This window comes from Streptosporangium sp. NBC_01469 (assembly GCF_036227305.1).
In the GTDB taxonomy this organism is placed as follows: domain Bacteria; phylum Actinomycetota; class Actinomycetes; order Streptosporangiales; family Streptosporangiaceae; genus Streptosporangium.
Genome location: NZ_CP109465.1, coordinates 3,672,842 through 3,697,508, shown reverse-complemented (window position 1 = coordinate 3,697,508; position 24,667 = coordinate 3,672,842). Strand labels below are relative to the sequence as shown.

The window sequence follows — 24,667 nt, the reverse complement described above, 5'->3', positions numbered from 1 at the left end:
CAGGAGAAAATGGCAGCATTTCCTCTAAATGGGTATCCGATCCGATGGGGTTCGTACCCCGTCATCGACGTGGCCGACGACACCGCCACACGGACGTACGACCGGTGAAGCAGGACCCGCCGAGTCCGCCTCGGGTCCTCTCACGAGCGCTCCGAAACCGACGGGCCGCTCGTCGGCGAGGGCGACGGCCGGCATCTGATCAGTCAGCGTCGGTGGCTGTGTCCAAGGCGTACCGCAGGTAGAAGTCCGGCTTGGCGAGGAAGCGTCGCCAGTGATCGACTAGTTGGAGGTTTTCCCACTCTGTGATGCGGGTGCCGTGGTCGCCGAGCTCGATGATCTGTGCGCCGGGGAGGCTGGTGAGGATCGGCGAGTGGGTGGAGCAAATGATCTGCCCGCCCTCGTCTGCGACGCGGGCCATGAGGCCGACCAGGCGCACGCATGAGTGAAACGAGAGGGCCGCCTCGGGTTCGTCCATGAGGTAGAGCCCCGGCCCGGTCACCATGCGTTCCAGAACGGTGAAGAACCCCTCCCCGTGGGATTGCTCGGTGAGGTCCTCTTCCCAGAACCCGTACCGGCCGGAGACATTCTGTCCGAGGTTGAAGAGAGTTTCGGCGCGGAGGAAGAACGCTCGGCGCTTGGTACGGGGGCCGTGAAGAAGACGAAGGCCGGTAGTGGTGAGGTCGGCGTCCACGACCTCCCCGAGTGGGGTGGCGGGTCCTGTGCTGGCGTATCGGGTGCCTGCCTTGCCGCCTTCGGAATTGACGCCGCAGACGTCGGCGATCGCTTCCATGACGGTCGACTTCCCGGAGCCGTTCTCTCCGACCAGGAATGACACCGGGGCGGTGAACTCCAGGCCGTGTTCGGAGAGGTGACGGACGGACGGCAAGGTGGCGGGCCACCCTGCGGGGAGGCGGCGGGCGCTCAGTCGGGTGAGGAGCATGTGCTATCGCCTTCCTGCGGGTTGGATCAGCCGGTCGGCGTGGACGCGTACCGGGGCGGCGAGGGTTGGATAGTCACCGCTTCGGCCGGCGCGGTCGAGAATGTGCGCGGCGGCGGACAGTTGCGCCAGGCGACCGGTCGGGGTGTCGAGGAGGTCGGCGAACAGGCCGTGAACCTGGGCGGCGGTCGCGGGAACCAGGAGGCTGTGCAGGTAGAGCACGGCCGCCCCGTAGCCAGCGGGAGAGTTACCCCAGTACTCCCAGTCCAGCACCCACAGGCGGGGGTACGTCAGATTGGCCCAATGCAGATCGGTGTGCTCGGTCCGTACGGTCGGAGTCGAGGGCAGGTCAAGCGGCCGGCGGTAGAAGGCTTCGACTCGTTGGACCAGCGCGGACGGGTCGTGATCACCTCGTTCGGTGGGATACACGGCGAGCGCGTCCATCGCGGCGCGGAGGTCGGTCCACCAGTCGGCGGGCACGGTGGGAGGCGCGGTGAGTTCGGGAGTAGTTGAGCATGGCGGGTCTGGTACGTAGGTGAGCAGTTCGGCGTACATGGACACCGGTGGCTCGTCCCACTCCACGCGGGCGGTCACTGCGGGTTTGGGGACGTCGGTGATCGCCGAGGCGTCCTGATTGCCGGTCCACGCCTCGCCGTGCGCCCAATCACGATGTTCGGCGGTCGCGCGTAGCCAGAACGTGTCCGCGTCCCTGAGAGCCGTCGATCCGATGGTGCGGTCATGCCAGCCGAACACCGCTTCCCCGGCCACTGACACGCCGAGTCTGTGCGCGCCCTCGGCGAGGATGCGGCGCAGGAACGCGCGCTGTCCGGAGTCGGGGTCGCGGTGCTGGCTGCTCACGTTCGGTCCTTACCTGTTCGTGGGGCGGCACTTGTTGGGGTTGCAGCTCATCACAGGGTTGCAGTTCTGGTCCTTCGGCGCGCATGGCCCGCATGAGTAGTTCGGCGCACAGTTGTTGGACGGGCGGCAGTTACTTGCCGGTCTACATGACGGGCTACAGTCCGGGCTGCACGGGTCCGGGTTGCATGGCTTACGCCGGCCGAATGCTTCCCGTAGCTCGCCGGTGATCCGCGCGAACGCCTCGCTGGTGAGGATGTCTGCGAGGGGCGTCTCTTGAACGTTGCCTGCCGGAAGTCAGCGTGAGAACACGCACGGCCAGACTTCTCCCGTGGGCGAGATCGCGACCTGTCGGTCTCCGCAGTTGCCGCAGAGCTGCGCGACGCTAGGGCCATCTCGCCGGGTGCCGCGTCCGACTTCCCGGAGATCGTCGTAGCCGATTTCGGAAACGCCGAGACGTTCCAGTACGGCGATGCTCTGCTGGGTGCGCTGACCGTCGTTGACACCGATTACTCCCGCGCGAAGCGGGATGCCGAGGTCCTGTGCGCGGGCGATGTTCTTTGTTGTGACCTTAAGTGTGGGCCGCCCGGTGATCGCCTCGTGCTCGCCGGGCTGGTCTGAGTAGTAGGAGGTGGCGAGTCGAACGCCAGGCAGTCGGAAGGTCTCCCACAGCGCGGGGGTGACGTGAACGAGGTTGGTGTAGATCTCAACCTCCAAATCTGTGCTGAGGGCGTGACGAACGAGGTCCGGCAGGCCGGGGTACAAGGTCGGCTCACCTCCGATGAACTGCCCCATCGTCGCGCCAACCTCGCGCGTCTGCGTGATGACACGTCGCCAGTCGGCGAGGGTCATGGTGCCGTGGGTTCCGTCTGGTCCTGATGAGGCGTAGCAGTGAGCACAGGCAAGCTGGCACATGCCCGTGACCTCCCACCACGCGAAACGGAGAAGGTTCGACCTTGTCAAGGCGCCTCCTGCTGTGAGGGGGTTGGCTTGCCTTCAAGGTGACATCGCAACGACGTGGATGCAACGTCGCAAATGCTTTCAGTGGAAAAAGTTGGAGCCCCCATCCACGCAGCTGATGGGGGCTCCGGTTAGAGCGTGGCCAAGGGGTCACGTACTAACTAGAAGTCAAAATCCCCGCTCTGTACGCCGCTGGTGAAAGCACTCCACTCGTCGGACGCGAAGGCCAGCACTGGACCGGAGCGGTCCTTGCTGTCCCGCATAACCACGACGCCAGAGAGGTTGGTGGCAACTTCTACGCAGTTGCCACTTCCTTGACTACGCGTGCTCGTGCGCCAGTCGGCCCTGGACAGGTCAAGATCCGTCATGCCCGTCCTCCTTCCAGTTCTGTTGGGCCACGGCCAATAGTGCCCGTGTCGCATCCGGGGCATCGGCTACGGCCCTTAGATGCTCAAACAGCATGATATGGCGCGCAACGTCCTCGGCGCTCTCCATAAACAGGTCGTTGATACTGTTCTCGATATAGACAACATCATGGCCCTGACCAGGGAATTCAAGGAGTACGAACGCCCCGTGCATGCCAGGGTAAGCCCCAGCGCCCCGAGGAATCACCTGGAGCGTGACATTGGGCTCGTCGGCCGCCTCCCGCAACTTGGCGATCTGCTCGTACATGACCTGACGACCGCCGACCTCCCGCAGCAAGGCCGACTCATCTATCACGGCCCACAACTTCAGCGGGTTCGGCTCGGTCCGAGCGAGGAGGCGCTGGCGGTCCATCCGGGCGGCAACTCGGCTTTCGACTTCATCGCGCGACACATCAGGAGCGGTTCCCCTGATTATGGCTCGCGCGTAGTTCTCGGTCTGAAGTAAGCCAGGCACGGCCAAGATCTCGTAGGTGCGCACCCCTTCAGCCTCAGACTCAAACCCGATAAAGGTCGCGTACGGGCTCGGCAAGGAAGCCGCCGTCTGGATCCATGTCTGTTCCGCTGCCGCCTTGAGGAGCGCGGACAACTCGGCACGGTCTTCCGCTGAAGCGTTGTACGCATCGAGGAGCGCCCGAAGACTCCGCCCTTGAGGTCGGACCTTCGCCCCCTCGATCCGGAACAGCGTTGCTCGATCGAGTCCCGTCAGCTCCGCTGCTTCCATGGGCGACAAGCCCGCCGCCTCTCGCAGCTCACGCAGCCGGGAGGCGAAGCGTCTCAGTCGCAATGTCGGGGCCTTGCTACGTCCTGCCACGCGCTCAGGGTAGCGATTTTCCCGCCGAATTGTTAGTGCGCCGTTGCATCTGCGCCTCAGCGTGTGCATCATGACATGGAGCTGACTGGTCCTGCCGAATTTGGCAGGCAAATGAGCTGATTTGGCGTTCATCTACGCCATCAGGCATAGGAAGAAGGCGCGCAATTCGCGCAATTCCCCCATTTAAAAAGTGACCCGCCAAGCCGCTGCCCACATGCTTGACGGGTCTTGACCGCCCTCGGAGGTGCGATCCATGGGTAGCCCCAAGCCTGTTCCGAACACGCCACGAACGGCGACCGTTCCAGAACAGCGGGTCCGAGCCTTGAGCGAGGAAGCCGCGCAGCTCATCCGGGAGGCGGTGAGCCGATGACGTCACGATTTCTCGGCGCGGTCATCCTTCCTGGAGCCCTGATATCGGTCCCGCTGGCGCGGGCGTTCGTCAAGGCGGCCCTGCGGCTGCGGGCACTCACGCACGATGAGGGCGACGAGTACATGGTGCTGCTGGTGGTCAGCGAGCTGGTGACCAACTCGGTGCGCCACTCCAACTCCGGCAGGCGCCAAGGCGGCCTGGTCACGGTGAAACTCCGGGCGAAAGGCCCGGTGCTGCGGCTGGCCGTCGTCGACGAGGGCGCGTCGGACAGCGCTCCGCAGGTCCGGCGGGTGGAAGCCGACAGCGACGGAGGACGCGGCCTGGAACTGATCGACGAGATGGCCCTGAAATGGGGTTCCTACGAGGTCGCCACCGGACGCGTGGTGTGGGCCGATCTCGCCGTAACCGCATGTGTGCCATGACACCGATGCCCACATCGACCCTGGCGGGAGGATACGGATGTCGAGAGAACTGATAACCCGCTACGGGCAGACCTGGACCATCTCCGAAGGCACCGGAGGCGGTTGGTACGCCGTACGGCGTACCAACATGTCGGCGTACGGACTTGAGCACGGCCTGTGCAACGTCCGCTGCGGAGCGACCGTGAGGGAACTGGCCCGCAACCTGGAAGAGGAGACACAACTGGAAAACCAGCCCTGGCGACGCGTGCCGTTGATCCCGATGCCGTGACCCGCAGCCAGGCGCGACAGCGGAACCCCTGAGCCATCACACCCAGCTGAGGTTGCCATGCGCCCCCTCGAAGGGGCGATGAGGACGAGCGGATGCGTCGGCGTGATCACGCCGATCCCGATGTTGCGAACCCTCAAAAGGGGCGATGAGGACGTGGATCGTGCAGGTGTACGAGTACGTTCCCGGCCGGTTGCGAACCCTCGAAAGGGCAATGAGGACGGCCAGCCCATCCGAGTGCAGGCCGGTGGAGCTCCGTTGCGAACCCTCGAAAGGGCGATGAGGACCTCCGAAGACCACGTCTGGATCGTCGCCGCCACCTTGTTGCGAACCCTCGAAAGGGCGATGAGGACGCCTCGACCGGCTCGACGTGATTTCCTGCACTCGGCGTTGCGAACCCTCGAAAGGGCGATGAGGACCCCAAGGTAAAGTCGCAGCTCAGCTGACCTATAGCTGCGACCGATCCCGGGGAAATTGCAGTGAACCTTCGGTTGTGCAGAATACCCCGGTGGTTCGCTGCAAACTTCATGATCAGGAAAATAGGGCGAAGGCCGTTCCGTCTCTCCCGAAGCCTGAGCGATCGTCGAACAGCTACCCCTGCGGAGCGGTGACCTCCCAGAGGGCGCTCACCGGCATGGCGCGCATGCGGTCACCGAACGGGAGCGTCTGCGTCCCCCCGTGTAGAGGACGATTCCCACTGCGGAATCGTCGCCGAGCCGGGCCGCCAGGTGCCGTCCCATGAAGTCGTCCGGTCGCACCGTCGACGACGCCTTCACCTTCACGCCGACCACACGCCCCTGAAGACTCTCCAGAACGGCGTCGACCTCCACCTTCTCCTCGGTCCGGTACGGGTTGCTGACAGGTTGGTCGCTGGGTCGCTGGTGGAATGGTCGCTGGGTCGCTGACGGAATGGTCGCCCCGCCGCTGACTGTTGGATCGCGGACGCGGCTAAATTTCCCTCGATCTGGCTCGCCCAATATCCTGTCTTCCACGATATATTGCACCTATGAGCCAACGAACGATGACGGAACCCGCGTTCCTCGTCCTCACCGCGCTGGTCGACGCTCCACGGCACGGCTACGGGATCGTGCAGGAGGTCGAGAAGCTGTCCGAAGGGCGGGTGCAGCTGAAGATCGGCACGCTGTACGGCGTGCTGGACCGGCTGGCCGCCGACGAGCTGGTGGTGCTGGACCGCGAGGAGGCACAGCAGGGGCGGCTGCGCCGCTACTACCGGCTCACCGAGTCCGGGGCACAGGCCCTGGAGGCGGAGGCCGCACGCCTGGCCGAGAACGTCCGGAGCGCTCGCGAGCGGCTGCGCGTCAGGAGCACTCACGAGCGGCTGCACGTCTGGAGCGCTCGCGAGCAGCTGCGCGTCCGGCACGCGGGAGGTCTGGCGTGAGCCTTCTGGAAGACCGCTACCGACACGTGCTGCGCCTGCTGCCCGCCTCCTACCGCGCCGAACGCGAGGAGGAGATGGTCTGCGCCTTCGTGGAGGGGGCGGGCGGCCTCTCCGACGCCGACAACCCCCGGCCGCGCTGGTCGGAGATCGCCAGCGTGGCCGCCCTGTCGGTGCGGGTGCGTCTGGGGGGCGTCGGCGCGGCGCCACGCTTCCTCGCCTGGGGCGACGCGGTCCGCCTGGTGGCCGTGCTGGGGCTGTTCTTCCACGCGGCGGTGAGCTGCGTCTGGCTCCTGAGCCTCCTGAGGTTCTACGGGGCCGCCGACCAGGCCGCCCTCGGCGGCACCGAGTCGGCACGGCGACTGTGGGACATCGTGCAAACGCTCGGCTATCTGCTGTGGATCTCGGCCTTCGCCTCGCTGGTCCGCGGCCACCCGCGCATCGCGAAGATCCTGGCACTGCTCGCCCTCGCGCTGTTCTACAGCCCCATCCTCCAGGGCGGGAGCGCGTTCAGGAGTGAGAACCTCGTGTACGGCTTCCTGTTCGCGGTTCCCGTTCTCTCCCTGATGGCCGGATTCCATCGTGACGCGCCGCAGGCACGCCACCCCCGGTGGACGGCCGTCCTGCCCGTCGTCGTCGGCGTCCCACTGTACGCGATCATGAACGTGCTGAGCTCGCTGGGGATGGCGCGGACCATCGACTGGCGGCTCTGGTCATGGGTGTGGCCCTGGCTGGACACGTCGGGGCTGGCCTGCCTGGCGCTCCTGGTCGCGAGCGCGTTCTTGTTCGGGACGCGTCCGTGGGCTCCGGGGGGCGGGCGTGGTCCCGCCCTGCCACTGGCGCTGGCCATCCTGTCCGTGCCGGTGCTGCTCGCCCACGTTTCCCACCTGACCTTCGACGCCGTCGACCCCGCCACCCGCACCATGGCGGCCGTGAACATCGGCCAGCTCGTCGCGGTGCTGCTGTGCGGGCTGGCGCTCACCGGCCTGGCGGTCAGGGCGATGCCCGCCCTCCCCCCGGTGCCCCCGCCGTTCCCCTCCGATCAACGGCCCGAAGACCGCTGACCGGCCTGACCAGGCTGACCGGCGTGGCGTACGGCTTCGGCGTACGGCGTGACCGGCCACCGGAGCCACTCGGCGGCGGCGAGCCGGCCCCGGGCGCCTTCTCCAGGGGTCGGGGTGTCGGTAAGACTCGTGCAGCCAGGTACACGCGATTAAGTTCGCCCAGGTCAGCGATGCCACTGACGGACCGTTACGGGATCTTTCCGGGATCGCCCGACGTAGATGATCGGCTGCGGCCAGTATTGGTGCGGATTCGCGGGGTATGCGGCGGCTTGGCTGACCGCTTCGCGAGAGAGCCGGATGCCGCGTGGCGCGTGTGCTGGACGAGAACGAGCTCGTTGGGAACTGGACGCTGGTCGGGGACGAGCTGGATCAGCTGTCGGGCCAGCGGGGCGTCGGCGATACTGTGGGCGTGGAGTACGTGTCCAGAGTGCCGCGACCGCCGCTGGACGGGCTGATCGACGACCTTTACTACCTGGAGGGTGCGCCGCCGTACGCCCGGCTGACGCTGCCGCCGAGTCCGTCGGCGTTGCTCATCGTCAACCTCGGGGCGCCGTTCCGCATCCGCGCCGGCACCGACATCGAGACGGCCGAGTACGCCGACGGCTGCGTGGTCACCATGCCCACCCGCGCCTTCGAGTTCGGCTATCCGCCGGGGACCCGGTCAGTCGGCGTGCACGTCAAGCCGTGGGGGCTGGCGCCGTTCCTGCCGATGCCCGCGGCCGAGCTGTGTGACCGGCCGGTGACGCTGGAGCAGGTTTGGGGCCGGCCCGCCATTGCTGAGCTGCGAGACCGGCTGGCCACCGCGGCCGGACCGCACGAGATGCTGACGCTGCTCGAGGAGGAGCTGATGCGACGGCTGTGCGAGACCGCCGGCCTGGGGCTGGTCCGCCATACGAGCAGCGTCATCGCGGCGACCAGCGGGGCGGTGGCGATCGGCGACCTGAGCGTGGCAGCCGGTGTCAGCAGCACTCATCTGGCACAGCGGTTCAAGGAGCTCATCGGCGTCACGCCGAAGCGGCTGGCCCGCACCTACCGCTTCACCGCCACCGTGTTCGCGATCAACCCCGCCGGACCGATCGACTGGGGCGACCTCGCCGGTGGCGCGGGCTACTTCGACCAGGCCCACTTCGGCCACGAGTTCCGGGCGTTCACCGGGCTCACGCCGACCCGGTACGTCGAAGTCCGGCGGCGGTTCCTGCGCGAACATCCCGGCCACGTGCTGGACGGCTGGCCGCTGCCGGCCGATTGATTTCTTACAAGAGCGACAGCTCACGACACGCTAATTTGGGGCACCCCAAAGTAGAGGAGAGCCCCGTGGGCAAGGTGGTCATGTACAGCTCGGTGTCGGTGGACGGCTTCGTCGCGGACGAGAATGACCAGCCCGGACCGCTGTTCGACTGGTTGTCCAGCGGTGACGTCCCGTTGGACGAGAGCGGCGAGCTGAAGGTGTCGCAGACGTCCTACGACTACACCCGGGCGTACTGGGACCAGATCGGAGTCACGATCGCCGGCCGCCACGTCTTCGACCTGACGGACGGCTGGGACGGGAAGCCTCCGAGCGGGATCGACCACGTGGTCGTCGTGACACACCGGCCGATGCCCGAGGGCTGGGACCCCGAGGCGCCGTTTCACTTCGTCGACGGCGTCGAGGCAGCCGTGGCCAAGGCGCAGGAGCTTGCGGGTGACCGCTTGGTCGAGGTCGCCGCTGGCGACGTCGGTGGCCAGGTGCTTGCCGCGGGTCTGGTCGACGAGGTGCGCATGGACGTCGTACCCGTGGTGTTCGGGTCCGGCAAGCGCTACTTCGGGTCGGTCGACGCGCAGCACCTGTTGGAGGATCCTGACGTGGTGATTCAGGGCAACCGGGTGCTTCACCTGCGCTATCGGGTGCGCCGTTGACCGATCTGAGCTCGGACTCGGCCCCGCCGTCGTCCGCCGCGACGACGCCCCCAAGCTCGCGCCCCGCGCCCTGGACGCCCGCCGGCAGAAGCGCTACCTGCGCGCCGTCGAACGCCGCCCCCTCGCCCGCGACCGCGCCATCGGCCGGCTGCTGTTCTACTCCGGCGTCCGGATCGCCGAACTCGTCGCCCTGGACGACGACGTCCCGCTCTCGGCGCGCAAAGGCAAGGTCATCGTCCGCTCCGGCAAGGGCGAGACCTCCCGCGAGATCCCGCTCCTGGCCGGCACCGCCCGGACCTCCATCCCCACCGATCAGTAGGGCCACCGCTGAACTGGGCGAACTCAATCGCGTGTACCTGGCTGCACGAGTCTTACCGACACCCCGGGCCCTGGGGAGCGGAAAGGTCAGCTACCCGCGGGCGGGAACGCCTCGGGGTTCTTCACCGGGTCGAGGGGTGCGTCCCAGGACGGGTCCTCGACGACCGTACACGGTTTGACGGGGCCCTCGGTGAGCTGGATGGAGTACTGCCAGAGCGCTCTCGGCTTCTCCGGCCCCGAGGTCTGGTCCGCGTTCTCGGCGAACTGCATGACCACGCGCTGCTCCGGCTTGATCTCCTTCGGGTAGATCTTCACCCCGCCGGGAACCCTGTCGTGCACCCTCTCCGAGGGCGAGGCCTCAAGCGCCTTCCTCATCCGTGCCTTGACGGCGGGGTCCGTGCTCTTCAACTCCTCAGGGGTGAAGGTCGGCTCCCCCAGGCCCGTGAACCGCCCCGGGGCGCACCACGTTCCGGGCTTGAGGTAGGAGATGTCAGCCGCCACCCCCAGGTCGGCCAGATCCTGTTCGACCTGGTCGGGGTCGCGGAACTCCTTGATCTTCAGTGTGATCGACCCGTCGTCGCCCTGCGTCAGCGCGTACGCCGGGTTCTCCGACCCCGTCACCAGCGGTACCGCCACCAGCGCCGCGGCGGCGATGCCCGCGACCGCCACCCCTACCAGCAGGCGGCGGCGCGGCCTCGAACGGACCGGCCCCCGCGCGGCCCTTTCGCCGATCTCTGTCTTGAGCTCCATGAGCAGTCTCTCCTCGAAGTTCATCGGAGTCCTTCCATGACCGTGGGAGGGATGACGCCGGGAACGTGGCGCAGTGACTGACGGGCGCGGTGCAGCCGGACCCTGGCGGTCCCCTGCCGGATGCCGAGCGCCGTAGCCGCCTCCGCCACGGAGAGCTGGTCGACGACGACCAGTTCCAGGACGGCGCGCTCGCTCTCGGGCAGTCCGGCCATGGCCTCGAAGGCCCGCCGGGCCGTGCTCTCCGCGTCCAGCCGCTCCTCCATACGCGTCAGGTCGTCCGCGTCGAGGAGCCGGCGTCCGCCGATCCTGCTGGCGAGATGCATCTCACGTGCCGCCCGCCGCCGCTCGGCGGACAGGGTGTTGCGTGCCACGCCGTACAGCCAGCCGATCTCACTGCCCAGGCCGGAGCGGTAGGTGTGCGCCGAGTCGAGCACCGCGACGAAGACCTCGGCGACCAGGTCGGCCACCGTGTGGGGGTCGTCCACTCGCCGGGCCAGAAATCGCGTGACCGCTTCGACGTGGCGCCGGTAGAAGGCTTCGAAAGCCTCGGGGTCGGTGGAGATCTCCGCCAACCCCGTCTGTTTGAGGCGCACCGGCCATGTTCCCTTCGTCGTCCTCCCGAATACACCACTGCTTGGAAGGAGACCGACAAAGCGTTACATGAACGGATGAGTCAGCCCGTCGACGCGCACTCCTTGGGGGCTGAGGTCATGCCCCGGAACGGATGAGGACCCGGACGGGCCACGCCGGGCCGGTCGGCGATGCGGCGGGGGCGTGTGGCGGCCGGGGAGCGCCGCCCCGGGTGGGTGCGCCGGGGCGGCGGTCGGCGCCTCGGGGGGCGCAGCCGTACGGTAGGAGAGCTACTCGGCGGCGAGGTGGCCGCAGGCTGCGCCTCGGGGGGGCGCAGCCGTACGGTAAAGGGTTATTCGGCGGCGGCGAGCTGGCCGCAGGCGCCGTCGATCTCGCGGCCTCGGGTGTCGCGGACCGTCACCGGCACGCCGTGGTACTCCAGGCGGCGAACGAAGGCCCGCTCGTCCTCCGGGCGGGAGGCGGTCCACTTCGAACCCGGGGTCGGGTTGAGCGGGATCAGGTTGACGTGCACCAGCTTGTTCTTGATCAGCTTGCCGAGCAGGTCGGCGCGCCACTCCTGGTCGTTGATGTCCTTGATCAGCGCGTACTCGATGGAGACCCGGCGCTTGGTCGTGGCCGCGTAGTCCCAGGCCGCGTCGAGGACCTCGGCGACCTTCCAGCGGGTGTTGATCGGCACCAACGTGTCGCGGAGCTCGTCGTCGGGCGCGTGCAGCGAGAGCGCCAGCGTCACCGGCAGGCCCTCGGCGGCGAGCTTGCCGATGGCCGGGACCAGGCCGACCGTGGAGACGGTGATGCCACGAGCGGAGATGCCCAGGCCGTCGGGGGCGGGCTCGACCATGCGGCGGACGGCGCCGATCACGGCCTTGTAGTTGGCCAGCGGCTCGCCCATGCCCATGAAGACCACGTTGCTGACCCGCCCGGGACCACCCGGGACCTCACCGGCCGCGAGCGCGCGGGCCCCGGCGACGACCTGCTCGACGATCTCGGCGGTGCTCATGTTGCGGGTGAGGCCCGCCTGGCCGGTGGCACAGAACGGGCAGTTCATCCCGCATCCGGCCTGCGACGACACGCACATGGTCGTCCGGTCGGTGTAGCGCATCAGGACCGACTCGACCAGCGCGCCGTCGAAGAGACGCCACAGCGTCTTACGGGTGGTGCCCGCGTCGGTGGTCATCTCCCTGACCGAGGTCAGCAGACTGGGGAACAGCGCGGCGGCGAACTTCTCCCTGGCCGCGGCCGGGAGGTCCGTCATCAGCTCGGGATCGCCGTTGAACTTCTCGAAGTAGTGCCGGGAGAGCTGATCGGCACGGAACGGCTTCTCGCCCAGCTCGGCGACGACCGCCCGGCGCTCGGCCATGGTCAGGTCGGCCAGGTGACGGGCGGGCTTGCCCCGGCGCGGCGCCACGAAGGTGAGCTGGCCGGGTACGGGGGTCCCGGGCGGGCTGACGGTCGACAAGTCCAACGCCTTCTCTCAACGGTTACGCGAATGCTCGAAGCGGTGCCCGACAGTGATCTAGAGTCCGGAGGTATGGCGACAAACCGCCCCACGGGAGACCGCGTCGAGGTCGTGCTCACCGACGTCAATCCCTACGGAAGCCGCACCCTGGTGGTCGAACGCGACGAGACTTCCTCGGTAGCTTACCTGTGCGGGCCGGGGGGAACGGTGCACGGAGCCGTCTGGCTGGCCAACCACGGCCCGGCCCCGGACGGGATCGACCCGGACCGCCTGAACTCCGAACTGCCGCCGATGGCCCCCCGGGCGAACACCCGCCACCCCGACGGCAGAGGCCCGCTGGGCGCGCTGCGATCACTGTGGTTCGAGGAGGGCGACGGCGTCGCCCTGTACGAGAACGACGAGCTGCTCGCGGTCATTCCTGGGTGGGCGGACATGAGCCGGGGAATGCCCGGCTACTCCCGCGACGCGCTGGGCGAGTCCCCGTTCGCCTGGTCGCTGGAGGAGGCCCACGACGGTCTGGCCTCCCGGATCTCCAAGGCCCGCGCCTACTGGGAGTGGCGCGGAGGAGACGGCTCCTGGGCCTCGTTCCAGCAGTTCGTGATGGGCCACCTGGACCGCAAGGTCGGCACCGCGGGCAGGTTCTGGGACGCGGGGGGCGAGCGGATGCCCACGGTCGGCATCACCGAACGCCCGCCGGAACGGGACAGGGAGCACACGATCCTGTCCACGGTCGGGATGAGCTGCCAGCGGATGCCCACCGTCGAGCAGTACATCGACCGGCCGGACGCGTACGCCCGGGTGGAGCTCGCCGTCGCCTCCCCCGGCGACGCCCGCGACGCGGCCCGGCTGTTCCTGTGGCTGGGACAGTACCCGTGGCACTCGGTCACCTGGCTGGGCCACGGCCACACCGCCAAGTGGTACCACCGGCCGGAGACCTTCCCGCTCGGCTCCGCCTACGGCGGCGTCATGATGCTGACCGGGCTGCCGGGACTGCCCGACCTGTCGGGCTTCTCCTTCGGCGGCGACTCCGTGCAGTGGCTCTGGCTCGTCCCGATCACCCCGGACGAGCTGAGCCTGGTCTCGGCCAGGGGATACCGGGCGGTGCTCCCGCGCCTGTCCGCGACCCGGCTCACCGAAGCGGGATGACCGGGCCGTACGGGACCTCACGGGTGGATGGGACCGGCAGGTCAGACCAGGTAAGGCCAGGTCAGACCAGCAGGGTGAGCAGGATCCAGACCGGGATCAGCGCGGCGACGAGGGAGTCGAGGCGGTCCATCATGCCGCCGTGACCGGGAAGCACGCTGCCCATGTCCTTGACGCCGAGATCGCGCTTGATCACCGACTCGACCAGGTCACCGAGCGTGGCGAAGACCACCACGACCGCGCCGATGAGGACGCCCTTCCAGATGTCGTCCTCCAGCAGCCACGCCACCAACCAGCCGCCCACCGCCATGCAGGCCAGCGCCGACCCGGCGAAGCCCTCCCAGGTCTTCTTCGGGCTGATCACCGGGGCCATCTTGTGCCTGCCGAGGGAGATCCCGGCGAAATACCCGCCGATGTCGCTCGCGGCGGTGGTGGCGATGAAGACGACCACCCGGTCCGGGCCCTGGTCGGGGTTGGCGAGCAGCAGCGCCACGAACCCGACGAGCAGGGAGGGGTAGACGACGACCAGGATGGTCGCGGCGGTGTCGCGGACGTAGTTCTCGGTGCCCAGGAACATCCGCCAGATCATCAGCCCGAGCACGGTCATCGCGAAGACGCCGACCAGCCAGGCGGCCCCGCCCCAGACGGAGCCGGTCAGATCCCCGCCCCAGTAGGCGCCGGCCAGCATGGCGGCCATGCCCACCAGAACCGGGATCAGCGGGACGTTGGTGCCTCTGGCCTTGAACGACCGGACCAGCTCCGTCACGCCGATGCCCACCGCCGCGACCACCACGGCGAGGAAGAGCACCTTCACGAAATAGAGGGAGGCGATGATGACCGCCGCCAGGGCGAGCCCCACCGCCACCGCGACGGGGAGATTCCGGCCGGTACGGCTACTGCCCGCCACGGGTTCCACAGGGGGTCCTACTTTCATACATACACAAAATCCTTGTCCCGCACGGACGGCCCGCGCGGGACAAGGATCATGGCTCAGACCTCAAGCAGCTCGGATTCCTTGTGCTTGAGCAGCTCGTCGATCTTGGCGACATGCTTCTGGGTGAGGTCGTCGAGCTCCTTCTCCGCCCGGCGCACCTCGTCCTCACCGGCCTCGCCATCCTTGATCAGCTTGTCCAGGGTCTCCTTGGCATTGCGACGGATGTTGCGAATGGAGACCTTGGAGTGCTCCGCCTTGTTCCGAGCGACCTTGATGTACTCCCTGCGGCGATCCTCCGACAGCTCGGGGAAGGCCACGCGGATCACCACTCCGTCGTTACCGGGGTTCACACCGAGGTCCGAGTTGCGGATCGCCTTCTCGATCGCGGCCATCGAGCCCTTGTCGAAGGGCTGGATGATGACCATGCGTGCCTCGGGCACGTGGAACGAGGCGAGTTGCTGAATGGGGGTGGGTGTCCCGTAGTACTCAGCGCTGATCTTGTTGAACATCGACGGGGTGACACGACCTGTGCGGATGCCCGCGAAGTCGTCCTTCGCCACCGACACGGCCTTGTCCATCTTTTCCTCGGCTTCGAGGAGGGTTTCGTCGATCACAGCGGCTCCCTGTCTTCTCGGTCACTCCCCATCCTCACGCACTTCGCGGGACGCCATCACGCCGGAGGCCCACTGGACCTCCACGGTCGCGTACCGCTCGGCTCGCTACGTCAGGTTCGCACCCTGTCTTCTCGGTCACGCGCCCCTTCTCACTCGCTTCGCGGGACGCTCCTACCTCGCGTACCACTCCACTCGCTGCGTCGGGCTCGCTCCCTGTCCTCTGGTCGCTCACCACTCCTCACTCGCTTCGCGGGACGCTCCTACCTCGCGTACCACTCCACTCGCTGCGTCGGGCTCGCTCCCGTTGCCGTACCGGTCCTGTCACCGTGCCGGCCCTGTTGCCACACCGGCTCGTTACCGGGCCGGACTCACCAGCGTGCCGATCTTCTCACCGCGTACCGCCCGCAGGATGTTGCCCTCACCCATGAGGTCGAAGACCACGATGGGAAGGCTGTTGTCCATGCACAGGCTGATGGCGGTGGCGTCCATGACCCCGAGGCCACGGGTCAGCACCTCACCATATTCGAGATGGTCGAACCGGACGGCGTCGGGGTTCTTGCGAGGATCGGCGTCATAGACACCGTCCACCTGGGTGCCCTTGAGCAGCGCCTCGGCGCCGATCTCCAGCGCTCGCTGCGCGGCGCAGGTGTCGGTGGAGAAGAACGGCGAGCCGAGCCCGGCCCCGAAGATGACCACGCGCCCCTTCTCCAGGTGGCGGATGGCGCGGCGGGGCAGGAACGGCTCGGCGACCTGCTGCATGGTGATCGCCGTCTGGACGCGGGTGTCGATGCCCCGCTTCTCCAGGAAGTCCTGGAGGGCCAGGCAGTTGATGACCGTACCGAGCATGCCCATGTAGTCGGCCCTCGCGCGGTCCATGCCGCGCTCGGACAGGGCGGCGCCCCGGAACATGTTGCCGCCGCCCACGACCACCGAGACCTGCACGCCACCGCGGACGGCCTCGGCGATCGAGTCGGCGAGGTGGCCCACGACGCCCGGGTCGATGCCCAGCGGCTCGCCGCCGGCGAACGCCTCGCCGGACAGCTTCAACATCACCCGCTTCCAGCGAAGCGGGTCCGAGTACGAAGAAACCGCCGGCGTAGCGGGTCCTGGATTCTCCTGCACGGCGGCGGCCTCCTCGTTTGATGCTCTGCTTGAAGAGCGGATGTCAGGGATTAGGCCTGGCCGACCTTGAAGCGGACGAAGGCCTGGACCTTGACACCATTCTCGCCCGCGAACTTCGCGACCGACTTCTTGTTGTCCTTGACGAAGGACTGCTCAAGGAGGGTGAAGTCCTTGTACCAGCCGTTGATCCGGCCATCAACGATCTTGCCGATGGCAGCCTCGGGCTTGCCCTCCTCGCGGGTCATCTCCTCGAAGAGCGCGCGCTCCTTCTCGACGACGTCGGCCGGGACCTCGGCGGGGCTGAGGTACTTCGGGGCCATCGCGGCGGCGTGCTGCGCGATGTCCTTGGCGACGTCGGCGTTCAGGGAGTCGAGCTGCACGAGCACGCCGACCGCCGGGGGAAGCTGGGGGTCGGTCTTGTGCATGTAGGAGCCGATGAAACCGCCCTCGAGCACGGCGAACCTGCGGATCTCGATCTTCTCGCCGAGCGCGGCGTTGGCCTCGTCGAGGTGCGCCTTGACGCTCTTGCCGGCGAGCTCGGAGTCGAGCAGCGAGGGCACGTCGGACGGCTTGGTGGCCAGGATGTGGTCGACCACCTGGGCCGCGAGCTCCTGGAAACGCTCGCCCTTGGCGACGAAGTCGGTCTCGCAGTTGAGCTCCAGCAGCGCGGCGGCGGAGTCGCCCTCCTGCTTCAGGGCGACCAGGCCGTTGGAGGCGGTGCGGGCCTCACGCTTGCCGACGTCCTTGGCGCCCTTGAGGCGGAGGATCTCGACCGCGCGGTCGAAGTCGCCCTCGGACGACTCGAGAGCCTTCTTGCAGTCCATCATGCCGGCGGCGGTCAGCTCACGAAGCCGCTTGACGTCGGCCATGTTCACGGAAGCCATTGTCTTTTCCTCGTGGGAATCGTCGTGGATCGGGTGGGTGCCCCCGACTGAGCGGCACCCACCCGGAAGGGTCTTGCGGGTCGTACGGCCGGGGCCGTACGGAGTGACCTAGGCCTGCTTCTCGGTGGACTCGACCTCGGCGGCGGGAGCGTCCGCGACCTCGGCGACCTCAGCGGTCTCGACGGGAGCCTCGGCGGTCTCGGCCTCGACGGTCTCGGCAGGGGCCTCCGCGGTCTCGACCTCGGCGGTCTCGGCCTCGGCGGCCGGGGCGCCGTCGGCGCCGCCCGCGAGCAGCTCCTGCTCCCACTCGGCCAGCGGCTCGGCGCCACCGGCGACGGCCGGCTTGTCGTCCCCGCCGCGGTTGGCGCCGGCGCGGGCCATGAGACCGGCGGCGACGGCGTCGGCGACGACGCGGGTCAGCAGGCCGACGGCGCGGATGGCGTCGTCGTTACCCGGGATCGGGTAGTCGACCTCGTCGGGGTCACAGTTGGTGTCGAGAATGGCCACGACCGGGATGTGAAGCTTGCGAGCCTCGCTGATCCCGATGTGCTCCTTCTTGGTGTCGACGACCCACACGGCGCTCGGGATCCGGGACATGTCCCGGATGCCGCCGAGGGTGCGCTCGAGCTTCTCCTTCTCGCGGCGGCGCATGAGGAGCTCCTTCTTCGTGAGCCCCGAGGCGGCCACGTTGTCGAAGTCGAGCTCCTCCAGCTCCTTCAGGCGCTGGAGCCTCTTGTGCACGGTGGAGAAGTTGGTGAGCATGCCACCCAGCCAGCGCTGGTTGACGTACGGCATGCCGACGCGGGCCGCCTGCTCGGCGATGGCCTCCTGGGCCTGCTTCTTCGTGCCGATGAACATGATCGTGCCGCCGTGCGCGACGGTCTCCTTGACGAAGTCGTAGGCCCTGTCGATGAAGGCCAGCGACTTCTGAAGGTCGATGATGTAGATGCCGTTGCGCTCGGTGAAGATGAAGCGCTTCATCTTCGGGTTCCAGCGACGGGTCTGGTGGCCGAAGTGCACGCCGCTTTCCAGCAGCTGTCGCATGGTGACGACGGGGGTGGACATTGATGTCCTCCAGATCGGGGCGCCCATCTCTGGGCGCTGTTCTCGGTTGGACGCGACAGCCTGCGGCTGTCGCCCTGATGCCCCGAACCGGATCCAGCCGGACTCTCGCCCAGACCGAGGGATCCCGGTTCTTGACGGGGCATGCGAAGTCGGCCCATGACTCACAGGCCACCAAAAGTGTACCCGCAACCGCGCCTCTTCCCGACCTTGGCCCGTCAAGCGCCCCTTACGCGTCGCGTGGAAGGCCGTGCGGCCTGCGCCTGGCGCGGGGGAAGAGGCTGACCTGCGCCTCGGAGACCCGGGCCCCCGGCGGGGCGTCCTCCCGATCCCTGACGGTGGTCTTGTAGGGGGCGAGCAGCTCGTCGATCCGCTCGTTCAGCGCCTTCAGCTCCTCGGCGTCGACCAGCAGGACGGCACGGTTGAACAGCGCGGCCTCGCGCCACTCCCGTGACTCCCGCTCAAGGTTCTCCATCGCCCTGTCCACCTCTTCGGCGGCCTGCTCCCGCAACGCCTTGATCAGGAACTCCTTGGCGCCGCGCACGTCCGGGCCGTCGTCCGGGTCGGGGCTGACGCTGAGACCCACGGCACTGGAGCGCCAGAGCCGCTCCCTGCCGTCACCGCGCGCGGGCGCGTCCTCGACGAAGCCGTACTTGGCGAGCATGCGCAGGTGGTAACTGGCCGCGCTGGGCGTGACCCCGACGATCTCGGCGACCTCGGTCGCGGTGCAGGGCCCCTCGGCCTGGAGCCGGTTCAGGATCGCGAGCCGCGCGGGGTGCGCCAGCGCGCGCATCGCCGTGGGGTCGGTGAGGGACTTGCGCATCGGTACCTCGGTCATGTGCAGACCGTACCCACTCCACATGTGAAGTATTGCCTTCATAACTATGAAGGGTTATCTTCATAGTTATGAAGTGTTCCCTTCAAAGTTTCCGGAAGCCGGAAAGGGACGGATCGCCGTGACACCCGTGACCCCCGTGGCCAAGCAGGTGCCCCTCAGGAAGCAGCGCGACTACCGGCTCCTGCTCTCCGCCCGTGCCGTCACCGAGACCGGCACCGAGGTGTCCCGGCTGGCGGTGCCGCTGACCGCCGCCGTCCTGCTCGGCGCGTCCCCGACCCAGATGGGCGTGCTCACCGCCGCGACCTCGCTGCCCTACCTGCTGATCGGGCTCCAGGCGGGTGCCCTCGCCGACCGGCTGAGGCGGCATCGGCCGGTCATGGTCGCCTGCGACACGGTCTCGGCCGTCGCCATGGCCACGATCCCGGTGGCCTGGATCACCGGGTTGCTCAGCGTGCCGTGGCTGATCGCGGTGGCGTTCGTCGTCGGCACCTGCTCGGTGATCTTCCGGGCGGTCAACTTCCCGCATCTGGTCACCGTGGTCCACGAAAGCCAGCGGACCGAGGCCCTCGCGGGCTTCCAGTCGGCCTTCGCCGTGGCGACCGTCGCCGGGCCGGGTCTCGCCGGACTGCTCGTCCAGCTGATCACGGCACCGTTCGCGATCCTGGTCGACGCGGTGTCGTTCCTGGCCTCGGCGTTCCTGATCAGGTCGATCAGGGCGCCGGAGAACCACACGCCCGTTCCCCCGCGCGGCATGTGGACCGAGATCCGCGAGGGCCTGGGCACGGTGGCCGGGCACCCGACGCTCCGCGCGCTCTGCGGTGCCGGGATCACGATCAACTTCTTCGGCAGCGTCTACATGGCACTGTTCGTGATCTACGCGCTCAACGTGATCGGCCTGCCCGCGGGACTGGTCGGCGCCGTCACCGCCTTCTTCGGCGTCGGCGGCCTGCTCGGCGCGGCCATCGTCCCGCGCCTGATCGGACGGTACGGCGAGAACCGGATACTGGCCTGCTCCGTGCTGCTCTTCCCCGTCGACTTCGTGATCGCCGCGCTCGCCTCAGGACCGGTGTGGCGCAGCTTCCTCCTCCTGTCGACCAGCGCGGTGGCCTCCGGCGTGGCCGTCGTCGCCTTCTCCGTCTGCATGGGCGCCATCACCCTGCGCGAGACCCCCGCCGAACTGCGCGGCCGGGTCAACGCCACGCAGTCCTTCATGATCCAGGGTGTCCTCACCCTCGGCGGTCTCGCGGGCGGCCTGGCCGGTGAGCTGCTCGGGCTGCGCCCGATGTTCTGGATCTCCGCGGCCGGGCTCCTGACCACGATCGCGTGGATCTGGCTCTCCCCACTGCGCCATTCCCCCGCCGCCCCCTGAACCCGATGACCTCGCGGCGGACCGCTCCTCCCCACCCACACCGGCGGCGACTCGACGCCCGCCCCCGCGGCCGGCTCGCGAACGCGCTCTTCGACCACGCGATCCCCGCTCACCCGACGTTCAGGGCTCTCCCCGCTCCCCATCCTCGGCATCCTCGGCCACTGGCCACACCCCGGCCGCCTGTCCACAGAATCCCGTTCGGCCCATGCTCGACGCGTCACGGGTCTTCATGCTTACCGGCATGAAGTCCGTCCACACCGTGGGGCTGCGAGCCCTGTTGTGCTCACTGGTCCTGACCACCCCGGCGGCGGGCGCCCACCTCGCGACCGCCCTCGCGCACTCCACCGGCGTAACCGGCCTCGCATACGGCGTATACGGCGTGACGTCTCCCGTGACCACCCCCGTGACCGCCCTCACGACTGCGCACGACCCGGCGGGGACGACGCGCTCAGCTGGGGCGCACGCCCCTTCCCGAGAACCCGCCTCCGGGAAGTCCCCTCCCTGGGAGTGGCCGCTCGCCGGGCGGCCACGGGTGCTCAGGGGCTTCGCACCACCCGCGCAGCCGTGGCTGGCCGGTCATCGGGGCACCGACCTCTCCGCGTCTCCCGGAGCCGAGGTGCGCGCCGCGGGAGCGGGAACGGTCGGCTACGCCGGACCGCTCGCGGACCGGGGCGTGGTGACCGTGCTCCACCCCGGCGGCCTGCGGACGACCTACCTGCCGGTCCAGCCCTCGGTACGGCGCGGGCAGGCGGTGGCCGTCGGCGAGGTGATCGGCACCCTCCAGGACGTCCCTGGGCACTGCCCCGCCGCCTGCCTGCACTGGGGCCTGCTCCGCGACCGCGCCTATCTCGACCCCCTGCTCCTCCTCGGCCACGGCCAGGTCCGCCTGCTCCCGCTGTGGCCTACACCCGAGAACGGGCCGAGAAAGAGCTACCCGCCGGGAGGGCGGTCAGGGCGGAGGCGCCAGCCCCGGGAGACGCGTTCGACGTAGCCCGCGGCGGCCAGACCACCGAGGCAGGCGAGCACGGTCTCCAGATCGACGCCCGCGGCGACGGCTATCGTCGCGGGGCCCACGCCGATCCGGGTGGGCATGACCTCGACGACCTTCCGGCTCTCCGGGTCGAGCCGGTCGCGGGGAAGCACCGGGCCGCGCGGCTCCGGGGCCAGGTCGGTGCCCATCGATCCGGCGAGCTCGATCACCTCCTCGGGGCCGGTGACGCAGATGGCCCTGCCCTGGCGGATCAGCCGATGGCACCCCGCCGAGAACTCCGAGGTCACCGGGCCCGGCATCGCGGCCAGATGACGGTTGAGCGCGATCGCGTGCCCGGCGGTGTTGAGCGCTCCGCTGCGCACGGCCGCCTCGACGACCACCGTGCCCCTGGACAGGGCCGCGATGAGGCGGTTTCTGACGAGGAACCTCGGCCGGGTCGGGTGCGCGCCCATGGGGCACTCGCTGACCAGCACCCCCCGCGCCCGGATGGCGGCGAACAACTGCTGATGCGCGCTGGGGTAGGCGACATCGGCACCGCAGGCGAGCACGGCGACGGTCGGCCCCTCACCGGCGAGGGCACCCCGGTGGGCAGCCCCGTCGATGCCGTAGGCGCCGCCGGAGACGACACCCCACCCTCTCTCGCTCAGCCCCGCCCCGAGCTCCGCCGCCACGTGCGCGCCATATGGCGTGGCGGCTCGGGAACCGACGATCGCGATGGATCTGAGACAGGAGAACCGCAGGTCGGCGTCACCGTGGAGCCAGAGAGCGTGGGGCCGGGAATCTCCCAGGTCATCCAGTTGGGTCGGCCATTCGGGGTCGCCGGGAACCACCAGCCTGGCCCCTATCCGCTCGCCCTCGGCCAGGTCGCGCTCGGGGTCGGCCGTCTTGAGCCGGGCCGCCCAGGAGGCGACCATCCGGTCGAGCCTGGCCCCGAGCCGCCCATCCCGCGCGGCCCCCGAGCCGTCACCCGCTCCGTCACCCGCTCCGTCATCCGCTCCGGACCGGCCGCTGCCGGACCGGCCGCTGCCGGACCGGCCGCCGAGCACACTTGATCTCTTGTGCCGCACCGCCCCCGAGCCGTCACGAGGGAGGGGCCGGTCCCCGGATGAGCCGGATGCTCCGTCTCTCGGCTCCTGACCTTTCGGCTCCGGGTCTCTCGGCTCCTGGCTCCCGTCGCGCGGACCCCGGACTCCGTCACGCGGGGAGAGACGTCCGCCGGGTGAGCCGAACCCCTCGCCCAGCGGCTCCGAACCCGTCCCACCCGGACCGGGACCCCCTGCCGGTGGGCCGAAGTCTCCGACCGGTGAGCCCGGGTTTCCCGCCAGGCGGCCCTGGGTGGCGGCGAACCATCGGGTGAGCCCCGCGTCCGCGGCGCCCTGCCGGACCAGGGCGACGGCGGCCTCGGGACCGCGCAGGGCCACGAGGGCGCCCATCACGGCGTCGCCCGGCTCGGCCAGGCGCATCAGGGTGAGCCGTGCCAGCCTGTCGCTCATCGTTCCTCCCCCAGCCAGAGCCCGAGTGCGGAGTTGGTCTCGTGGAGCTCCGGCCGGTCCTTGCCCGCGAGATCGGCCAGGGTCCAGGCCAGCTTGAGGATCCGGTCAAGGCCCCGGGCGCTCAGCCGGCCGCTGTCGAGGTGCCCGAGCAGGGGCGACATCGCCGCGGGCGGCGGCCGGTATTCGGTGTGGAGGGCGCGGGCGGGCACCTCCGCGTTGCACCGCCATGGCCTGTTCGCGAACCGTTTGGCGGCCCGCTCACGCGCGAACAGCACCCGCTCGGCCACCACCCCGCTCGACTCGATGAACCGGCGGTCGGCGAGGAGCTCGCGCCTCGTCGAACGGAACAGGCCGACCTTGACGTCCACCCGGTCGAGCAGCGGTCCGGAGAGCCTGGCGAGATAGCGGCGGCGGGCCGCGGGAGCGCACGCGCACGGGTCGTCCGGGGTGGAGGGCCGCGCGCACGGGCACCTGTTGGCCGCCAGCACCAGCGCGAACCTGGCGGGGAAGGTCACCGACGCCAGCGCCCTGGAGACCGTCACCCGCCCCGATTCGAGCGGCTGCCTGAGCGCGTCGAGAACGGTCGTCGAGAACTCGGGCGCCTCGTCCAGGAAGAGCACTCCCCGATGGGCCAGCGAGACGGCCCCCGGACGGATCATCCCGCTGCCCCCGCCGATGACAGAGGCGACGGTCGCGGTGTGGTGGGGCGCCACGAACGGCGGACGGACCAGCAGGGGACGGTCCCTGGGCAGCACACCGGCGACCGAGTGGATGGCGGTCACCTCCAGGGCCTGGTCCCGCTCCAGGGCGGGGAGCAGGGTCGGCAGCCGCTCGGCGAGCATGGTCTTTCCCGTGCCGGGAGGACCGAGCATCCAGAGGTTGTGGCCACCGGCGGCGCAGATCTCCAGCGCGCGGCGGGCGAGGGGCTGCCCGGCGACGTCTCCCAGATCGGGAGCGTCCCCCGGGCCGTCACCTGGACCGTGGGCGTCTCCGGGGCCGGCCTCGCCGGGGAGTCCCGGCGGGAGCAGGCACGCGGCCCCCGAATCGCGATCTCCAGCCTCAGATCCTCCGAAACCGGGCCCTCCGGCACCGGCTCCTCCTGTCCCTCCGAAACCGGGCCCTCCGGCATCGGGCGGGAGACCCCCCAGCGGTTCGTCGCTCCGTAGCCAGCTCACCAGCGCACCCAGCGTGGTCGCCGGAACCACGGTCACCCCCGGCACGAGACCGGCCTCGGCGGCGTTACGGGCCGGGACGACGACGGTGCGGGCACCGGCGGCGACGGCCGCCAGCACGGCGGGGAGCACGCCCCGCACCGGCCTGACCGAGCCGTCCAGGCCCAGCTCGCCCAGGAAGAACGGCTCGGCGACCCTGGCCGCGGGCACGAACCCGGCCGCCGCGAGCAGGGCCATGGCGATCGCGACGTCGAACAGGCTCCCGCGTTTGGGCAGGCTGGCGGGAAACAGGCTGACCGTGATCCGGGAGTCGGGCCAGGCGTAGCGGCTGTTGACCAGGGCGGAACGCACCCGGTCGCGGGCCTCGCTCAGCGCGGTGTCGAGCATGCCGATGAGGTGGAGACCCGCCACGCCGCTGCCGACATCGGCCTCGACCTCGACGAGACGGCCGGTCACCCCGACCAGGGCGACGCACCGCGTGCGTGCGACGGCCACTCACCCCACCCCCCACGGGGAGCGAACGATCCAC

Annotated in this window: 26 protein-coding genes; 9 read left to right on the top strand and 17 right to left on the bottom strand. The window is 69.1% G+C overall.

Going from position 1 to position 24,667, the window contains the following annotated elements:
* Positions 1-199: 199 nt before the first annotated feature.
* The 5 genes from OG587_RS16730 to OG587_RS16710 all read right to left on the bottom strand — a co-directional run bounded on the left by OG587_RS16730 (position 200) and on the right by OG587_RS16710 (position 4,120).
* Positions 200-940: an AAA family ATPase gene (locus OG587_RS16730; RefSeq protein WP_329091321.1), complete on the bottom strand. Its 741-nt coding sequence runs from the start codon at positions 938-940 to the stop codon at positions 200-202.
* Positions 941-943: 3 nt separating this feature from the next.
* Entirely contained in the window at positions 944-1,795 is an 852-nt protein-coding gene (locus OG587_RS16725; protein WP_329091318.1) for an aminoglycoside phosphotransferase, read from the bottom strand.
* A gap of 294 nt (positions 1,796-2,089) precedes the next feature.
* Positions 2,090-2,707 carry a radical SAM protein gene (locus tag OG587_RS16720; RefSeq protein WP_329091316.1) on the bottom strand — a complete coding sequence of 206 codons (618 nt, stop codon included), beginning with the start codon at positions 2,705-2,707 and terminating at the stop codon, positions 2,090-2,092.
* A gap of 206 nt (positions 2,708-2,913) precedes the next feature.
* The gene (locus OG587_RS16715; protein ID WP_329091314.1) at positions 2,914-3,120 is read right to left on the bottom strand and encodes a DUF397 domain-containing protein; all 207 of its coding nucleotides are present in this window, start codon (positions 3,118-3,120) and stop codon (positions 2,914-2,916) included.
* Positions 3,107-4,120, bottom strand: a complete 1,014-nt coding sequence (locus OG587_RS16710) for a helix-turn-helix domain-containing protein (RefSeq protein WP_329091311.1) — start codon at positions 4,118-4,120, stop codon at positions 3,107-3,109. The genes OG587_RS16715 and OG587_RS16710 overlap by 14 nt, the downstream gene beginning before the upstream one ends.
* A gap of 234 nt (positions 4,121-4,354) precedes the next feature.
* Between OG587_RS16710 and OG587_RS16705 the strand changes: the two genes are divergently transcribed.
* Both OG587_RS16705 and OG587_RS16700 read left to right on the top strand, forming a co-directional pair.
* On the top strand, positions 4,355-4,780 hold the full coding sequence (locus OG587_RS16705) for an ATP-binding protein (protein ID WP_329091309.1): 426 nt from the start codon (positions 4,355-4,357) through the stop codon (positions 4,778-4,780).
* 37 nt (positions 4,781-4,817) lie between these two features.
* Entirely contained in the window at positions 4,818-5,048 is a 231-nt protein-coding gene (locus tag OG587_RS16700; protein ID WP_329091308.1) for a hypothetical protein, read from the top strand.
* Positions 5,049-5,671: 623 nt separating this feature from the next.
* Here OG587_RS16700 and OG587_RS16695 read toward each other — a convergent pair.
* Positions 5,672-6,037, bottom strand: a complete 366-nt coding sequence (locus OG587_RS16695) for a hypothetical protein (protein WP_329091306.1) — start codon at positions 6,035-6,037, stop codon at positions 5,672-5,674.
* A 14-nt stretch (positions 6,038-6,051) separates the two neighbouring features.
* On the opposite strand from OG587_RS16695, the gene OG587_RS16690 reads away from it, so the two are divergent.
* From OG587_RS16690 to OG587_RS16675, 4 genes are all read left to right on the top strand, one after another.
* Positions 6,052-6,444 carry a PadR family transcriptional regulator gene (locus OG587_RS16690; protein ID WP_329091304.1) on the top strand — a complete coding sequence of 131 codons (393 nt, stop codon included), beginning with the start codon at positions 6,052-6,054 and terminating at the stop codon, positions 6,442-6,444.
* Positions 6,441-7,505 (top strand): hypothetical protein, encoded by a 1,065-nt coding sequence (locus OG587_RS16685; protein ID WP_329091303.1) that lies wholly within the window; start codon positions 6,441-6,443, stop codon positions 7,503-7,505. Before OG587_RS16690 ends, OG587_RS16685 begins: the two co-directional genes overlap by 4 nt.
* 403 nt (positions 7,506-7,908) lie before the next feature.
* The gene (locus OG587_RS16680; protein ID WP_443075623.1) at positions 7,909-8,754 is read left to right on the top strand and encodes a helix-turn-helix domain-containing protein; all 846 of its coding nucleotides are present in this window, start codon (positions 7,909-7,911) and stop codon (positions 8,752-8,754) included.
* Positions 8,755-8,819: 65 nt separating this feature from the next.
* On the top strand, positions 8,820-9,401 hold the full coding sequence (locus OG587_RS16675) for a dihydrofolate reductase family protein (protein WP_155355973.1): 582 nt from the start codon (positions 8,820-8,822) through the stop codon (positions 9,399-9,401).
* A gap of 405 nt (positions 9,402-9,806) precedes the next feature.
* Here OG587_RS16675 and OG587_RS16670 read toward each other — a convergent pair whose 3' ends face one another.
* From OG587_RS16670 to rlmN, 3 genes are all read right to left on the bottom strand, one after another.
* Entirely contained in the window at positions 9,807-10,493 is a 687-nt protein-coding gene (locus tag OG587_RS16670; RefSeq protein WP_329091297.1) for a hypothetical protein, read from the bottom strand.
* Positions 10,490-11,062 (bottom strand): RNA polymerase sigma factor, encoded by a 573-nt coding sequence (locus tag OG587_RS16665; RefSeq protein ID WP_329091295.1) that lies wholly within the window; start codon positions 11,060-11,062, stop codon positions 10,490-10,492. The genes OG587_RS16670 and OG587_RS16665 overlap by 4 nt, the downstream gene beginning before the upstream one ends.
* 329 nt (positions 11,063-11,391) lie before the next feature.
* Positions 11,392-12,516, bottom strand: a complete 1,125-nt coding sequence (gene rlmN, locus OG587_RS16660) for a 23S rRNA (adenine(2503)-C(2))-methyltransferase RlmN (RefSeq protein WP_329091294.1) — start codon at positions 12,514-12,516, stop codon at positions 11,392-11,394.
* Between the two features lie 72 nt (positions 12,517-12,588).
* On the opposite strand from rlmN, the gene OG587_RS16655 reads away from it, so the two are divergent.
* Positions 12,589-13,662 (top strand): suppressor of fused domain protein, encoded by a 1,074-nt coding sequence (locus tag OG587_RS16655; protein WP_329091292.1) that lies wholly within the window; start codon positions 12,589-12,591, stop codon positions 13,660-13,662.
* Positions 13,663-13,723: 61 nt separating this feature from the next.
* Here OG587_RS16655 and OG587_RS16650 read toward each other — a convergent pair whose 3' ends face one another.
* From OG587_RS16650 to OG587_RS16625, 6 genes are all read right to left on the bottom strand, one after another.
* Positions 13,724-14,593 (bottom strand): phosphatidate cytidylyltransferase, encoded by an 870-nt coding sequence (locus OG587_RS16650; protein ID WP_329091291.1) that lies wholly within the window; start codon positions 14,591-14,593, stop codon positions 13,724-13,726.
* 56 nt (positions 14,594-14,649) lie between these two features.
* On the bottom strand, positions 14,650-15,207 hold the full coding sequence (gene frr, locus OG587_RS16645) for a ribosome recycling factor (protein WP_329091290.1): 558 nt from the start codon (positions 15,205-15,207) through the stop codon (positions 14,650-14,652).
* Between the two features lie 354 nt (positions 15,208-15,561).
* Positions 15,562-16,329 carry a UMP kinase gene (pyrH, locus tag OG587_RS16640; RefSeq protein WP_386160956.1) on the bottom strand — a complete coding sequence of 256 codons (768 nt, stop codon included), beginning with the start codon at positions 16,327-16,329 and terminating at the stop codon, positions 15,562-15,564.
* Positions 16,330-16,379: 50 nt separating this feature from the next.
* Positions 16,380-17,213 carry a translation elongation factor Ts gene (gene tsf / locus OG587_RS16635; protein WP_329091287.1) on the bottom strand — a complete coding sequence of 278 codons (834 nt, stop codon included), beginning with the start codon at positions 17,211-17,213 and terminating at the stop codon, positions 16,380-16,382.
* Positions 17,214-17,321: 108 nt separating this feature from the next.
* Positions 17,322-18,278, bottom strand: coding sequence for a 30S ribosomal protein S2 (gene rpsB / locus OG587_RS16630; protein ID WP_329091285.1), 957 nt, complete (start codon positions 18,276-18,278; stop codon positions 17,322-17,324).
* Between the two features lie 226 nt (positions 18,279-18,504).
* Positions 18,505-19,113 (bottom strand): helix-turn-helix domain-containing protein, encoded by a 609-nt coding sequence (locus tag OG587_RS16625; protein WP_329091283.1) that lies wholly within the window; start codon positions 19,111-19,113, stop codon positions 18,505-18,507.
* Between the two features lie 118 nt (positions 19,114-19,231).
* Between OG587_RS16625 and OG587_RS16620 the strand changes: the two genes are divergently transcribed.
* Positions 19,232-20,482, top strand: a complete 1,251-nt coding sequence (locus tag OG587_RS16620; protein ID WP_329091281.1) for an MFS transporter — start codon at positions 19,232-19,234, stop codon at positions 20,480-20,482.
* Between the two features lie 241 nt (positions 20,483-20,723).
* Positions 20,724-21,473 (top strand): murein hydrolase activator EnvC family protein, encoded by a 750-nt coding sequence (locus tag OG587_RS16615; protein WP_329091279.1) that lies wholly within the window; start codon positions 20,724-20,726, stop codon positions 21,471-21,473.
* Here OG587_RS16615 and dprA read toward each other — a convergent pair.
* Positions 21,413-22,966 carry a DNA-processing protein DprA gene (dprA, locus tag OG587_RS16610; protein WP_329091276.1) on the bottom strand — a complete coding sequence of 518 codons (1,554 nt, stop codon included), beginning with the start codon at positions 22,964-22,966 and terminating at the stop codon, positions 21,413-21,415. The genes OG587_RS16615 and dprA overlap by 61 nt on opposite strands.
* On the bottom strand, positions 22,963-24,633 hold the full coding sequence (locus OG587_RS16605; RefSeq protein ID WP_329091274.1) for a YifB family Mg chelatase-like AAA ATPase: 1,671 nt from the start codon (positions 24,631-24,633) through the stop codon (positions 22,963-22,965). Before OG587_RS16605 ends, dprA begins: the two co-directional genes overlap by 4 nt.
* Between the last annotated feature and the right edge of the window lie 34 nt (positions 24,634-24,667).

What these genes read in the sequence shown, in the direction of transcription:
- OG587_RS16730 (WP_329091321.1), bottom strand. Translation starts at nt 940, where the DNA reads ATGCTCCTCACCCGACTGAGCGCCCGCCGCCTCCCCGCAGGGTGGCCC.
- OG587_RS16720 (WP_329091316.1), bottom strand. Translation starts at nt 2,707, where the DNA reads ATGTGCCAGCTTGCCTGTGCTCACTGCTACGCCTCATCAGGACCAGAC.
- OG587_RS16715 (WP_329091314.1), bottom strand. Translation starts at nt 3,120, where the DNA reads ATGACGGATCTTGACCTGTCCAGGGCCGACTGGCGCACGAGCACGCGT.
- OG587_RS16710 (WP_329091311.1), bottom strand. Translation starts at nt 4,120, where the DNA reads ATGAACGCCAAATCAGCTCATTTGCCTGCCAAATTCGGCAGGACCAGT.
- OG587_RS16705 (WP_329091309.1), top strand. Translation starts at nt 4,355, where the DNA reads ATGACGTCACGATTTCTCGGCGCGGTCATCCTTCCTGGAGCCCTGATA.
- OG587_RS16700 (WP_329091308.1), top strand. Translation starts at nt 4,818, where the DNA reads ATGTCGAGAGAACTGATAACCCGCTACGGGCAGACCTGGACCATCTCC.
- OG587_RS16690 (WP_329091304.1), top strand. Translation starts at nt 6,052, where the DNA reads ATGAGCCAACGAACGATGACGGAACCCGCGTTCCTCGTCCTCACCGCG.
- OG587_RS16670 (WP_329091297.1), bottom strand. Translation starts at nt 10,493, where the DNA reads ATGAACTTCGAGGAGAGACTGCTCATGGAGCTCAAGACAGAGATCGGC.
- OG587_RS16655 (WP_329091292.1), top strand. Translation starts at nt 12,589, where the DNA reads ATGGCGACAAACCGCCCCACGGGAGACCGCGTCGAGGTCGTGCTCACC.
- OG587_RS16650 (WP_329091291.1), bottom strand. Translation starts at nt 14,593, where the DNA reads ATGAAAGTAGGACCCCCTGTGGAACCCGTGGCGGGCAGTAGCCGTACC.
- tsf (WP_329091287.1), bottom strand. Translation starts at nt 17,213, where the DNA reads ATGGCTTCCGTGAACATGGCCGACGTCAAGCGGCTTCGTGAGCTGACC.
- rpsB (WP_329091285.1), bottom strand. Translation starts at nt 18,278, where the DNA reads ATGTCCACCCCCGTCGTCACCATGCGACAGCTGCTGGAAAGCGGCGTG.
- OG587_RS16625 (WP_329091283.1), bottom strand. Translation starts at nt 19,113, where the DNA reads ATGACCGAGGTACCGATGCGCAAGTCCCTCACCGACCCCACGGCGATG.
- OG587_RS16615 (WP_329091279.1), top strand. Translation starts at nt 20,724, where the DNA reads ATGAAGTCCGTCCACACCGTGGGGCTGCGAGCCCTGTTGTGCTCACTG.
- dprA (WP_329091276.1), bottom strand. Translation starts at nt 22,966, where the DNA reads ATGAGCGACAGGCTGGCACGGCTCACCCTGATGCGCCTGGCCGAGCCG.